Annotated in this window: 11 protein-coding genes; 2 read left to right on the top strand and 9 right to left on the bottom strand. The window is 67.6% G+C overall.

Annotation, left to right across the window (positions count from 1 at the left end; translation table 11 throughout):
- The first annotated feature begins 124 nt into the window (after positions 1-124).
- Entirely contained in the window at positions 125-481 is a 357-nt protein-coding gene (locus A9G05_RS14355; protein ID WP_069561626.1) for a BON domain-containing protein, read from the top strand.
- Between the two features lie 48 nt (positions 482-529).
- Positions 530-727, top strand: a complete 198-nt coding sequence (locus A9G05_RS14350; RefSeq protein WP_069561625.1) for a CsbD family protein — start codon at positions 530-532, stop codon at positions 725-727.
- 54 nt (positions 728-781) lie between these two features.
- Here A9G05_RS14350 and A9G05_RS14345 read toward each other — a convergent pair whose 3' ends face one another.
- The 9 genes from A9G05_RS14345 to pgi all read right to left on the bottom strand — a co-directional run bounded on the left by A9G05_RS14345 (position 782) and on the right by pgi (position 13446).
- A complete protein-coding gene (locus tag A9G05_RS14345; RefSeq protein WP_069561624.1) occupies positions 782-2236 on the bottom strand; it encodes a rhomboid family intramembrane serine protease in 1455 nt (484 codons plus the stop codon).
- 40 nt (positions 2237-2276) lie between these two features.
- A complete protein-coding gene (locus A9G05_RS14340) occupies positions 2277-2573 on the bottom strand; it encodes a DUF2845 domain-containing protein (protein ID WP_069561623.1) in 297 nt (98 codons plus the stop codon).
- A 61-nt stretch (positions 2574-2634) separates the two neighbouring features.
- A complete protein-coding gene (locus tag A9G05_RS14335) occupies positions 2635-2958 on the bottom strand; it encodes a DUF2845 domain-containing protein (protein WP_083265604.1) in 324 nt (107 codons plus the stop codon).
- 111 nt (positions 2959-3069) lie between these two features.
- On the bottom strand, positions 3070-5994 hold the full coding sequence (locus A9G05_RS14330; protein WP_069561622.1) for a DUF748 domain-containing protein: 2925 nt from the start codon (positions 5992-5994) through the stop codon (positions 3070-3072).
- Between the two features lie 100 nt (positions 5995-6094).
- Positions 6095-7114, bottom strand: coding sequence for a class I SAM-dependent rRNA methyltransferase (locus tag A9G05_RS14325; RefSeq protein WP_069561621.1), 1020 nt, complete (start codon positions 7112-7114; stop codon positions 6095-6097).
- Positions 7115-7227: 113 nt separating this feature from the next.
- Positions 7228-8406, bottom strand: coding sequence for an acetyl-CoA C-acetyltransferase (locus A9G05_RS14320; RefSeq protein WP_069561620.1), 1179 nt, complete (start codon positions 8404-8406; stop codon positions 7228-7230).
- An 88-nt stretch (positions 8407-8494) separates the two neighbouring features.
- The gene (locus tag A9G05_RS14315; protein ID WP_069561619.1) at positions 8495-9370 is read right to left on the bottom strand and encodes an oxygenase MpaB family protein; all 876 of its coding nucleotides are present in this window, start codon (positions 9368-9370) and stop codon (positions 8495-8497) included.
- A gap of 117 nt (positions 9371-9487) precedes the next feature.
- A complete protein-coding gene (gene acs / locus A9G05_RS14310; protein WP_069561618.1) occupies positions 9488-11425 on the bottom strand; it encodes an acetate--CoA ligase in 1938 nt (645 codons plus the stop codon).
- A gap of 356 nt (positions 11426-11781) precedes the next feature.
- A complete protein-coding gene (gene pgi, locus A9G05_RS14305; protein ID WP_069561617.1) occupies positions 11782-13446 on the bottom strand; it encodes a glucose-6-phosphate isomerase in 1665 nt (554 codons plus the stop codon).
- Positions 13447-13461: the final 15 nt, after the last annotated feature.

Below are 13461 nucleotides of genomic sequence, written 5' to 3'. Positions count from 1 at the left end.
TTTTTAAGTAATTGATTTAAAAGGATTAATTTTGTTCTGCAAGGCTGGCACAGGCCTTGCGATACCTACAGTGACTGCAGACAGGACAAGGCTGCAGAACAGTGTGAGTAACAGGAGAATCCTCATGAAAAAGTCCTTCCACAGCGTCACCCTTGCCGCCGTAGCTGCCGCCGCCCTCAGCCTGCCCCTGGCCGGCAATGTCTTCGCCGCCCAGGCCGCCCCGATCCAACTGGCGGCCAACACCGTCGACAAGGCTGAAGAAGCCGTGTCCGACACCTGGATCACCAGCAAGGTGAAATCCAGCTTCCTGGCCGACAAGAACCTCAGCGCCCTGGACATCAAGGTCGAGACCAACAAAGGCGTGGTCGCCCTGTCCGGCGTGGTGGCCAGCGATGCCGAGCGTGACCTGGCCATCAGCACCGCCAAGTCCATCAAGGGCGTGACCGCTGTCGCTGCCGACGGCCTGAAGTCCGCTGAATGATTCCTGGCGCCGCCCTGCAGGGCGGCGCCCACCCGAGGAGGCAATGCCATGAACGCTGACATCATCAAAGGCAAGTGGAAGCAACTCAGCGGCCGCATCAAGGAGCGCTGGGGCAACCTGACCGATGACGACCTGGATATCGCCGAAGGCCACAGCGAATACCTGGTGGGCAAGCTCCAGGAGCGCTACGGCTGGAGCAAGGAGCGCGCGCAGGACGAGCTGCGTGACTTCAGCAGCCGCCTCTGAGCCTGATCCGTACACATCGATCCCCGCTTCGGCGGGGATCGTCGTTTCCGGGGTTCAGCGGGCCAGGTGAGCGCGGTAGAGGCCAAGCTGCCGGGTCTGCTCGGCGTCGGGGAAGGCCTTGTTGAGGAAGGCGGCCAGCTCCGCAACGCCCCGCAGATCCTGGCGTTGCCCCAGTTGCTTGGCCAGCGCCAGGGTCATCACCGGCAGTTGTGCAGGGGCCGGTGTCTGCCGGGCGATCACCCGCCACACCCCCAGGGCGGCCGGGCCTTCGCCCAGCTTGAGCAGTCGCTGCAGCAGGTTGGCCAGCACGGCCGGGTGTTGCAGCCACTGCTGTTCGGGAGTGCTGAGGTCCGTGGCCATCTGCAGCAGCAGGCCCCGTGCAGGCGTTGGGTCCGGCAGCGCGAAGACCTGTTTGAGCACGGCGCTGGCCAGAGGCTTGTCCTTGCGGGTGCGGGCAACCGGATAGAGGCGCTCCAGCAACGCCACCCGACCCGGGTAGCGGGCCAGCAGGTCCAGCCCGCGTTCTGGCACCTGGTCCAGGGCGAAACGCCCGATCAGGGCGTCCAGTGCGGCCAGTTCGCGCTTGAACGGTGCGTCCGGGTCTTCCTTGGCCAGGTACTGCTCGTCCACCTTCAACGCGCCGATGCGCCGGGGCAGCCAGGTGCCGAGGAAGCCTGAGGCGAGGCCCCCCAGGTGGGCGTAGTAGTTGACGTGGTCATTGGCCAGCAGCAGCCCGTAGAGTTCCTTGCCCATCCAGATGGGCAGGATCCACAGAGCGGGGGCCTTGAAGTAGCCCATCATCGGGCCGAGCCAGTAGAAGAAATTGATCCGCCGCAGGGCGTAGACGCCGATGTACATCCCCATCAGCCCCGCCACTGCGCCCGAGGCGCCGATACCGGGCACCCAGCCCGGGTCCATCGCCCACCACAGCAGGTGCGAGGCCAGGCCGCTGGCCAGGTACAGCCCCAGGTAGGCCGCGGCACCCAGCGCGCGCTCCAGGGCGAAGCCGCAGATGAACAGGAAGATCATGTTGCCCAGCAGGTGGTCGAAGCTGCCGTGGAGGAACATCGCCCCGAACAGCCCTTCCACCGTGAAGCGCTTGGGGATGAAGCCGAAGCGGTAGCTGCTCAGGCTGTTCCGCGCGGCCTCGGCGGGCGCCCGCGCGCGCTGCCAGGCCGGGTCGGCCTGGAAGGCGGCCGAACGGTGCAGTTCGTCTTCGAACTCCAGGTCCCGCAGGGCGTAGAGCGCCAGGTCGTGCCGGCGGGCGGAGTCGAGGGCGCGGCGTTCCTCCGGGTCCAGTTCATGGCGCTTGCTCAGGCTCTCGACGAACAGCGCGCGCTCGCGGTTGAGCAGGCCGGCGTCGAGATACGCCTGCACCGCCTCCTCGGAACGCGTCGCGTCGCCACCCTGGTAGACGAAGTAGATCAGGGCGTTGAGTACGACGAGGAACAGCGTGACGACCGGCGGGCGTTTCCAGTCCAGGGGGTGTTCGGCGGGGAGGATGACCAAGCGTGACGTCCTTGTCGCGTAGAGGGTTCAGTCGAGCGGGTCAGTCCCGCTTGCTCTCGACAGTGCTGAGGCGGCCGCCGACGAAGTCGAGGTAGTAGTACATGCCGTTCACAGGGCCATAGACCCACTCTTCCACTTGCATTTCCTGGCGGCCACTGCGCGTTTCGGAGTAGCCGATGAGGTTGCGCGAAGCGGGCTCGCCGCACTTGCGCAGCACCTCCACGGCGCGGTCGCCTTCGCTGACCAGGGCGCTGCCGCAGCGGAAGGTCGCTGCCGAGGCATCGAGGCTCGCCACGGCGAAGGGCAGGGCGAGCAGGGGGAGCAGACGTCGAATCATGGTTGGGCATCCTGTCCGGTTGAAAAAGGCGGCAGAGCCTAGCACTGCCGGTTCTGGGCTGTCAGTCGCCGCGCTTGCTCTCGATCTTGCGCAGCTTGTTCCCCTCGAAACGCAGGAACTGGTACATGCCGTTGCGCGGCCCGTAGACCCATTCCTCCACCAGCACTTCGCTCTCCTGGCCGTAGCGGTCCACCACGTTGCGGTAGCCGAGGCTGTTGCGGCTGGCGGGGTCGCCGCACTTGCGCAGGACCTGGGTGGTGCTGTCCTCCAGGCTGATCAGCCCGCCGTTGCCGCAGCGGAGGGTGGAGGAGGCGTTGGCATGGGCTGCGCTCAGCAGCAGAAGGGGCAGGGCAAGCAGGTATCGGGCTTTCACGAAGGGTTCCATCCAGTTGAACGGGGTCCAGCCTACGCCGCCCTTGTGCGTCTGTCAGCAGGGCGGCGTGTGCGGAGGGTCACGCCTGGCTGTTGGACTGCGCAGGCGGCACCGAATTCCGCGTCATTCGGTGCCCAGATGCAGGGGCGTGTCCACGCGGCCATCCTGGCCGGCTTCACCGAGGCTGACGTCGAGCAGGTAGACCCGCTCGTCCTGCAGGCCGCCACGGTCCACCAGGTAGGCCTTGATCGCCGCTGCACGGGCCTGGGCCAGTTGACGCAGCAGCAGTTCGCTCTGGGCCCAGGAACCGATCACCGCTTCGCGCATCTTTGCCGTGCGCTCGTCGCTGTCCAACTGGGCCCATTCGGCCGGTGGCTGCTGCTTGAGGCGGGTGCGGTAGATGCCTTCGAGCATCGGCGGCTTCTCGCTGTCCGGCACTTCCATCAGTGAGGCGTCGGCGGGGACCTTGTCGCCGCGGCGCTGGGCGATCTTGTAGTAGGTGCGCTGGTACTCGCGCTCCAGTCGGGCAGCGGCCAGCAGCGGCCCGTCCACGGCGGTGGCGCTCATGCCTTCGATCTCCAGGCGCAGGGCGGGGCGCTCCTGCAGGGCCTGGGCCAGGGTGCTCAGGCCCTTCTGCGCGTCGGCGGAAAGCTCGTCGCTACCCGCATCGAAAGGCACGTTGCTGAGGTCGTGTTCGCCACCGCCGGAGACCAGCCCGGCGACGAACTTGAAGGGGGCCTGGGCGGCGCGCAGCACCAGGTTGCGCAGGGTCTGCCAGACGATGGGGGCGACGCTGAACTGCGGGTCGTTGAGGTTGCCGGCCACCGGCAGCTGGATGTCGATCTTGCCTTCAGTGTCTTTCAGCAGGGCCACCGCCAGGCGGATCGGCAGATCCACCGCATCGGGGCTGTCGACCCGCTCGCCGAGCTGCAGGTTTTCCAGCACCAGGTGGTTGTCGGCCTTCAGCTGGCCCTTCTCGATCTGGTAGTGCAGGTCCAGGTTGAGGCGGCCCTTGCGGATGCGGTAGCCGGCGAACTTGCCGGAGTAGGGGGTCAGGGTGGTCAGCTCGACGCGCTTGAAGCTGGTGGCGATGTCCAGGGAGTCCAGTGGGTCGAAGGGGGTCAGCGCGCCCTTGATGGTCACCGGCGCGTAGCGATCCACCTTGCCGTCGATGCTCATCTTGGCGGGGGTGCGGGTACGGGTGTCGAGGGTGCTGATCTCGCCGTTGAGTTGCTGGATGGCGGTGGCGAAGTTGGGGGTCAGGCTGAAGTCGGCGAAGTTGGCCGAGCCGTTGCTGATGCTCACGGCGCCGATGTGGATGTCCAGCGGCTTGCCGGCCGCCTCGGCCTTGGCCTTGGGATCGGCAGGCTGCTTGATCACCAGGTCGCTGACGTTGGTGGTGAGGTCCTCGTTGATGACGAAGCGCGCATAGGGCTGGCTGATGCCCACCTTGGCGATGCTCAGGCTGCTGCCGTGGCGGTAGTCGAGGTCCTCCACCAGCAGTTGCTGCCACTTTACGAAGTCGCGCTGCTTGAGGGTGTCCAGGGTGTGCAACTGGTTGACCAGGGCACGTCCGGTGATGGACAGAGCCAGCGGCTCGGTGCCGGTGAGGGCGACGTCCAGGTTGCTGTCGAGCATGCCGCTGCGCAGTTCCAGGCGGACAAAGGGGGCCAGGTAGGCCTGGGCCACCCGCAGGTCGATGTCGCGGCTCTCCACCTTCAGCTTGGCGGTGGTCGGGGTCAGTTGCACCTGGCCTTCGGCCTTGAGCTTGCCCTGCTTGCCGATGCCGGTGTCCAGAGCCAGTTGGAAGGGCGACTGGCCCAGGCTGTCGAAGTCTTTGAGGTCGAGGTTGAGCGGGCCGACGTCGATCTGCACGGCGTCTTTCTGTGCGCGGTCGGCGAGGTGGACCTTGTAGCCGCGCAGCTGGGTGTCACGCAGGAGCACCTGCCAGGGCTTGGCAGGCGCAGCGGCAGGGGCCGGCATGGCCGCCGCGTCGGCCGGTTTCGCGTCCGGGGTGGCAGGGGATTTCGCCGGGGCCTTGGCTTCGCTGGCGAACAGCTTCTGCCAGTCGAGCTGGCCGTCGGCTTCGCGGGCGGCCCAGGTCTCCAGGTTCTGGCTGCGGATCTTGCCGACCACCACCTGCTGCTTGGCCAGGTCCAGTGCGCTGTCGCTGACTTCCAGGCTTTCCAGGTTCACCAGCGGTCGGCCATCCGGCGCCTTGATGGCGAAGGGCGCCACCTTGATGGCTGTCTGCTCCAGCTTCAGTGCGGTGCCTTCGGCCAGGCTCAGGTGGTAGCGGGTGGACAGGCTGACGGTGCCCTTGTCCAGCACCAGCGGCACCGCGTCCCGCACGTAGGGCCAGAAGCCCTTCATGTTGCCGTCGGTGACTTTCAGCTCGCCTTCCGAGGTCAGCGGCAGCAGGCTCAGGCTGCCCTTCCAGTCGATGCGCCCGCCGTAGGGCCCGGTGGCCACCAGCAGCATGTCGGCGTTGTCGTCGCGCAAGGTGCTGAGGTTCTTCAGCTCCAGGTCGAGGGCGTCGTAGACGAATTCGATGGGCTCGCTCGGGCGCAGGTCCTGGAAGCGCACGCCGCCCTTGGCCAGGCGGATGCTGTCGATGCGCACCGGGAACGGATCGCCGGCAGGCGGTTCGTCGGCCTTGGGCTCGCTGGGGGGCAACTGGAACAGCTGGGTCAGGTTCAGCGTGCCGTCCTTGGCGAAGAGCACCTCGGTGGTGGGCTTGTCGAGATCGACGGCGGCCAGGTGCAGGGCGCCGGTCCAGAGGCTGTCCAGTTCCAGGTTGACGTACAGACGCTCGAAGCCCACCTGGCGCTTGTCGGGCTCGCCGATCCCGAGGCCCCAGAGGGTCAGTTCGAGGCTGAAGGGGTTGAGCTGCAGCCGCTCCAGGTGTGCCGGAACCTTGGCATAGGTAGCCAACTGCTGGTTGACGACGCGCAGGGCGATTCCCGGGAGGATCAGGAAGCCGAGCAGGGCGTAGAAGGCGAGGACGATCAGCAAGGCGCACGTGGCGCGTTTCAATCCTTTGTACATGGTGCGGCGTCGACTATCCCGGCGGAGGTGGGTTGGAGTATGGCACGCCCTTAAGGTTCCGACAGACGGCACCGATTGGAATCGTCGGCAGCTTCTCGGTTCAGAAACGCAGCACCAGGGTCTTCAGCGGCGGGCGCCCGTCCTGGGAGGGGAAGTCGGCGGCCGGCAGCAACTGCTCGCATTCGCGCACCGGGCGCCCGAGCTTGCTGGCGCAGCGCAGCACCTGGTCGCGCCATTCCTCGATCCCCACCTTCGCCAGGTTGTTGCAGCACACCAGCACGCCGTCGTCCGCCGTGACCATCAGGGCGGGCTTGAGCAGGCTCTGGTAGTCGCGCAGCAGGTCGACGGTGCCGAAGGCGCTCTTGGCCCAGGCTGGCGGGTCAAGGAACACCAGATCGAAGCGGTGTGCCTCCAGGCGCGGGTAGCTGGGCAGGCGCTGCCCGTGGCGCCGGGCGATGGGCAGGCCGGCCAGTTGGCGGATGGCCGGGAAGTAATCCGATTGCACGAACTGCATGGGCACCAGGCCGGGGTTGAGGGCGGCGTTCTCCCGGCCCACGGCCAGGTTGCCTTCGGCGAAGTCCAGGTTGCACACCTCGCGGGCGCCCCCGGCAGCGGCGGCCAGGCCGACCCCGCAGGTGTAGGCGAACAGGTTGAGCACCGACTTGCCGGCGCTGTTGGCCTTCACCCAGCCCCGGGCGTTGCGCAGGTCGAGGAACAGCAGCGGGTCCTGGCCGGGGTGACGGCCACGCACCCGGTAGGCCAGGCCCCATTCATGACCGACCTGGTCTGCCAGGGCCGCGTCGTCGGCCAGGTACACCGGGTCGCTGCGGTCGACGCGGGAGTTGTTGCCGGAGCGGTCGTTGTAGACCGGCAGCAGCGCCTCGCCCAGGTGGGCGTTGACCGTCTCGATCAGTGCCAGCAGGGCGTCGCGCTGCAGGGGCTGATGGAAGCTCTGCACCAACAACTGGGGGCCGTAGCGGTCCACGGTGAGGCCGGGGGCGCCTTCCTGGCTGCCGTGGAACAGCCGGTAGCAGTCGGTGCCCTGTGCTTTCAGTTCGGCCAGCAGCGGTTGGCGGGCGTCGAGGGCGGCGCGCAGCGCCGGGAGGAGAACGGAGGGCATGCGCGGCGTCTCGTGTAAGGGGCGCGCAGTTTAGCAAAAGGCGTGAGGACGTCGCGTTGGCGATGGGGCCCAGGGAGGGCGAAGCCGCTCCCTGGGGAGCGGCTTCGTGGCGATCAGCGCTCGATGGCCAGGGCCACGCCCTGCCCGCCGCCGATGCACAGGGTTGCCAGGCCCTTCTTCGCATCGCGCTTGATCATCTCGTGCAGCAGGGTCACCAGCACCCGGCAGCCGGAAGCGCCGATGGGGTGGCCGAGGGCGATGGCACCGCCGTTGACGTTGACCCTGGCCGCATCCCAACCCAGCTCCTGGCCCACGGACAGGGCCTGGGCGGCGAAGGCTTCGTTGGCTTCGATCAGGTCCAGCTCGGCCAGGCTCCAGCCGGCCTTCTCCAGGCAGCGACGGGTCGCCGAGACCGGGCCGATGCCCATGATCGCCGGGTCGACACCGGCGCTGGCGTAGCTGGCGATGCGCGCCAGCACCGGCAGGCCGAGGGCCTTGGCCTTGTCGGCGCTCATCAGCAGCACGGCGGCGGCGCCGTCGTTGAGGCTGGAGGCGTTGCCGGCGGTGACGCTGCCGTCCTTCTTGAACGCCGGCTTGAGCTTGGCCAGGGACTCGGCGGTGGTGCCGGCGCGGGGCTGCTCGTCGGTGGCGAAGGCGATGGGCTCGCCCTTCTTCTGCGGGATCAGGATCGGAGTGATCTCATCCTTGAAGCGCCCGCCCTCGATGGCCGCGCAGGCCTTCTGCTGGGAGGCGGCGGCGAAGGCGTCCTGGGCTTCACGGCTGATGCCGTACTGCTCCACCAGGTTCTCGGCGGTGATGCCCATGTGGTAGTCGTTGAAGGCGTCCCACAGGCCGTCCTGGATCATGGTGTCGACCAGCTTGGCGTGGCCCATGCGCAGGCCGGTTCGGGCACCGGGCATCACGTAGGGGGCGAGGCTCATGTTCTCCTGGCCGCCGGCGATCACCACCTCGGCATCGCCGCAGCGGATGGCCTGGGCCGCGAGGTGAAGGGCCTTGAGGCCGGAGCCGCAGACCTTGTTCAGGGTCAGGGCCGGCACGGCGTGGGGCAGCCCGGCGAGGATGGCGGCCTGGCGGGCGGGGTTCTGGCCGCTGCCTGCGGTGAGCACCTGGCCGAGGATGACCTCGTCCACCTGGGCCCCGTCGAGGCCGGTCTGGGCCAGCAACTGGCGGATCACAGCGGCGCCCAGCTCCGGCGCGGGGATGCTGGCCAGGGCGCCCTGGAAGCTGCCGATGGCGGTGCGGGTGGCGGCAACGATGACGACGTCTTGCATGTTTCAAGTCCTCGAATCAGCGGAGCAGATCAGTCTGTGACCGGAAGGGTCGCAATGGTCGCACAGCGAACGTGCGCCAACCAGCTACTCAGTACGTGGGCAGCCCCATGCGCCGACGGGCCTTGTGCGCGGCGCTGTCGCGCATGGCCCAGCGCACCATGGAGGCGGTGCGTTGCACGCCGCTGTGCACCAGCGGTCGCTGCCAGGCGGGCAGTTCCAGGCCCAGCAGCCTTTGTGCCCAGCCGGGCAGCAGGGCGATCCCGCCCTGCATCATCAGGTGGCCGACCGGCTTGGCCAGGGCGCTGGGGGCCGGGGCGTTGCGCAGCAGGCGGACCACCTCGCGGGTGCGCTCGTCGCACAGCAGTTGCGGGCGCATCCGCTCCAGGTAGGCGGCGATGGCCTGGCGCGAGCGCGGCACGTCGCGGGCGCCCAGGCGTTCGGCCACCAGGGCGATCTCGTCGTAGTAGTGGTCCTGGTCGGCCGGGGAGAGAGTCGGGTCGAGGTAGGCCAGGTAGCCCTGGAGGAAGCAACTGACTTCCGCTACGTGCACCCAGGTCAGCAGGTCGGGGTCGCTGGCGGCGTAGGAACGGCCGTCCGGGGCGGTGCCTGTCACCTGCAGGTGGATGGCCTTCACCTTCTCGATCAGCCGCTCGGCGTCTTCGCGGCCAGCGTAGGAGGTACCGGAGATGAACAGGCTGGTGCGGCGCAGGCGGCCGAGCATGTCCTCGCGGAAGTTGGAGTGGTCCCATACGCCGGCCAGCGCCAGGGGGTGCAGCATCTGCAGCAGCAGGGCGCTGATGCCGCCGGTCATCATCGAGGTGAAGTCGCCGTGTACCCGCCAGACCACGGAGTCGGGGCCGAACAGGCCGGGGTCGCCCCTGGGGTTCTCCAGGTCGAGCAGGCCGAGGGAGGCGCCGGTGAGGCTGTGGATCTGGCGTTCGATGCGGGTGCGTATGAGGTTCATGGCGGGCAACGCTACAGCGTACTCGCGCTCCGCTACAAGCAGCGGCATGTCGCAGGCTTGGTGCCGGAATGAAAGCGCCCGACCGTCTGGCGACGGCCGGGCGCGGGTGGCGTGGGGTCAGCGGTTGAGGCGGGCGTCGATCAGGTTCTGCACCACTGAAGGATCGGCCAGGGTCGAGGTATCGCCCAGGTTCTCCAGCTCGTTGCAGGCGATCTTGCGCAGGATGCGCCGCATGATCTTGCCGGAGCGGGTCTTCGGCAGGCCGGGAGCCCACTGGATCAGCTCGGGCTTGGCGAAGCTGCCGATCTCCTTGCTGACCAGGGCGAGTAGTTCCTTCTTCAGCTCGTCGCTGGGCTCCAGCCCCTTCATCGGGGTGACGAAGGCGTAGATGCCCTGGCCCTTGAGGTCGTGGGGGTAGCCCACTACGGCGGCCTCGGCCACGGCGTCGTGCAGCACCAGGGCGCTTTCCACTTCGGCGGTGCCGATGCGGTGGCCGGAGACGTTGATCACGTCGTCGATGCGGCCGGTGATCCAGTAGTAGCCGTCCTCGTCACGGCGAGCGCCGTCGCCGGTGAAGTAGTAACCGGGGTAGGCGGAGAAGTAGGTCTCGATCATCCGTTTGTGGTCGCCGTAGACGGTGCGGATCTGGCTCGGCCAACTGGCCTTGATGGCCAGGACGCCGGAGCCGGGGCCTTCGATCTCGTGGCCCTTCTCATCCAGCAGCGCCGGCTGCACGCCGAAGAACGGCCGGGTGGCGGAGCCGGGCTTGAGGGCGGTGGCGCCTGGCAGCGGTGTGATGAGGATGCTGCCGGTCTCGGTCTGCCACCAGGTGTCGACGATGGGGCAACGGCGTTCGCCGACCACGTTGTAGTACCACTCCCAGGCTTCCGGGTTGATCGGCTCGCCGACGCTGCCGAGCAGGCGCAGGCTGCTGCGGTCGGTGCGGCGCACCGGCTCCTCGCCTTCCCGCATGAGGGCGCGCAGGGCGGTGGGGGCGGTGTAGAAGATGTTGACCTTGTGCTTGTCGATCACCTGCCAGAAGCGCGAGGCATCCGGGTAGCTGGGCACGCCCTCGAACACCAGGGTGGTGGCGCCGTTGGCCAGCGGGCCGTAGACGATGTAGCTGTGGCCGGTGACCCAGCCGACGTCGGCGGTGCACCAGTAGATGTCACCCTCGTGGTAGTCGAACACGTACTTGTGGGTCATTGCCGCGCCCAGCAGGTAGCCGCCGGTGGTGTGCAGCACGCCCTTGGGCTTACCGGTGGAGCCGGAGGTGTAGAGGATGAACAGCGGGTCCTCGGCGTCCATCCATTCCGGTTCGCAGGCCTCGGCGGCGCCTTGCAGGGCCTCGTGGTACCAGAGGTCGCGGCCTTCCACCCAGCCCACCTCGCCCTGGGTGCGTCGCACCACGACCACGGTGGACACGTCCGGGCACTCCTTCAGCGCCTTGTCGACGTTCTGCTTCAGCGGCACGTACTTGCCGCCGCGCACGCCTTCGTCGGCGGTGATCACGGCACGGCAGTCGGCATCGAGGATGCGGTCGCGCAGGGAGTCCGGGGAGAAGCCGCCGAACACCACCGAGTGCACGGCACCGATGCGCGCGCAGGCCAGCATGGCGTAGGCGGCCTCGGGCACCATCGGCATGTAGATGCACACCCGGTCACCCTTCTTCACGCCGCGGGCCTTGAGCACGTTGGCCAGGCGGCAGACGTTGCTGTGCAGCTTGCGGTAGGTGATGTGGGCGGATTCGGTGGGGTTGTCGCCTTCCCAGATGATCGCGATCTGCTCGGCACGGGTGTCCAGGTGGCGGTCGATGCAGTTGTAGGCGACGTTCAGCTTGCCGCCCTTGAACCAGCGCGCTTCGCCCTTGGCGAGGTCGCTGTAGTGCAGCTCGTCCCAGGGTTTGAACCAGTGGAGGACGCGGGTGGCCTGCTCGCTCCAGAAGGTCTGGGGCTCATCCACGGATTGGCGATAGAGGCGCTGGTAGGTGTCGTTGTCGATATGGGCGCGTTGGCGCACGTCTTCAGGCACGGGGTGAAGGCTGATCTCGTACATGGCGAATTCCTTGTTGTTGTTTGCCGAGATGGCGACAAGGTTGCCTGCAACGCCGGGCCGCCTTCAAGGGGCGCGAAGGGGCTTGTAGGGATATTCCAGTTGGGCTGCAGTGGCGCTGCGATAGCGTGCGCGGATGTCGCCCAGCAGGATCCCGGGCCGGTTCGGAAAGGCTGGTGCTGCAGTTGCGGCTGGAAACGGGGGAGGGGCGTTGAGGCGGGTGGCGCTGGAAACCGGGTTCGGCAGTGAGTACAACCTGCGCCGCGCCTTCGTCCAGGCTCTGGGGGGGTACGCCCAGCGAGTACCGCGGGCGCTTCTGTCGCTGACACCCCGCCGCGCCGGGCGGCGGGGTGCTTCGATCAACCGCGGTGACGGCCGCGGAAGAAGTCGATCAGGCCCTGGGTGGAGCCGTCCTCGGCGGGGGCTTCTTCGCTGCCCACCAGGCGCGAGTAGACCGCCTTGCCCAGCTCCTTGCCCAGTTCCACGCCCCACTGGTCGAAGGCGTTGATGCCCCACAGCACGCTCTGCACGTACACCTTGTGCTCGTACATGGCGATCAGCGCGCCCAGGCGACGGGGGCTGATGCGCTCCATCACCAGGGTGTTGCTGGGGCGGTTGCCGGGGATGACCTTGTGCGGTGCCAGGCGCTGCACTTCGGCTTCGTCCAGTCCCTTGGCGCGCAGTTCGTTCTCGGCCTCCTCGCGGGATTTGCCGAGCATCATCGCCTGGCTCTGGGACAGGCAGTTGGCGAACAGCCACTGGTGGTGGTCGGCCACCGGGTTGTAGCTGGACACCGGGACGATGAAGTCCGCCGGGATCAGGTGGGTGCCCTGGTGCAGCAGCTGGTGGTAGGCGTGCTGGCCGTTACAGCCGACGCCGCCCCAGATCACCGGGCCGGTGCCGGCGGTCACCGGGGTGCCGTCCTGGCGCACGCTCTTGCCGTTGGACTCCATGTCCAACTGCTGCAGGTGGTCGGTGAAGTTGCGCAGGTAGTAGTCGTAGGGCAGGACCGCATGGCTGCGGGCGCCCCAGAAGTCGCTGTACCAGACGCCGAGCAGGCCGAGGATGACCGGGATGTTGCGTTCGAAGGGGGCGGTCTGGAAGTGCTGGTCCATGCTGTAGGCGCCGGACAGCAGTTCCTTGAAGTTGGAGATGCCGATGGACATGGCGATCGGCAGGCCGATGGCCGACCACAGCGAGTAGCGCCCGCCGACCCAGTCCCACATCGGGAAGATGTTCTCTTCGCGGATGCCGAAGGCCAGCGCGGCCTCCTTGTTGCTGGAGACGGCGATGAAGTGGCGGTACAGCTCCTGCTCGCTGCCGCCCTGGGCCAGGTACCAGGCGCGGGCGGCCTGGGCGTTCTTCAGGGTCTCGAGGGTGCCGAAGGATTTGCTGGAGACGATGAACAGGGTGGTTTCGGCGTTGAGCTTGCAGGCCAGCTCGCGGAATTCGCTGCCGTCGACGTTGGCCAGGTAGTGGCAGCGCACGCCCTTCTGGGCGAACGGCAGCAGCGCTTCGGACACCAACTGCGGGCCGAGGAAGGAGCCACCGATGCCGATGTTCACCACGTCGGTGATGGGCTTCTCGGTGTAGCCGCGCCACAGGCCGTTGTGTACGTAGCCGACCAGTTCGGTCATCTGGTGCAGCACGCGGTGCACCTCGGGCATCACGTCCTTGCCGTCCACCTGGACCTTGTCGCCAATGGGGCGACGCAGGGCAGTGTGCAACACCGGGCGACGCTCGGAGGCGTTGATCATCTCGCCGCGGAACATGGCCTGGATGGCTTCACCCAGTTGCGCCTCTTCGGCCAGCTTCACCAGCAGGGTGAGGGTGTCGGGGCGCACCAGGTTCTTCGAGTAGTCCAGCAGCAGGCCGCAGGCGCTGAGGCTGAAGCGCTTGAAGCGCTCGGCGTCGTCCTGGAATGCCTGGCGCATGCTGAACCCGGCGAGTTGCTCGCGGTGCGCGCGCAGGGCACTCCAACTGTCCAGGCGGGTGACGTCGAGCGGTGTCAGGTGGTGGTTCATGAGGTGCCTTTCAAA

Origin of the sequence: Pseudomonas sp. ENNP23 (assembly GCF_001728945.1) — a bacterium.
In the GTDB taxonomy this organism is placed as follows: Bacteria; Pseudomonadota; Gammaproteobacteria; order Pseudomonadales; family Pseudomonadaceae; genus Metapseudomonas; species Metapseudomonas otitidis.
This window is presented reverse-complemented; position numbering and strand designations above follow the sequence as displayed.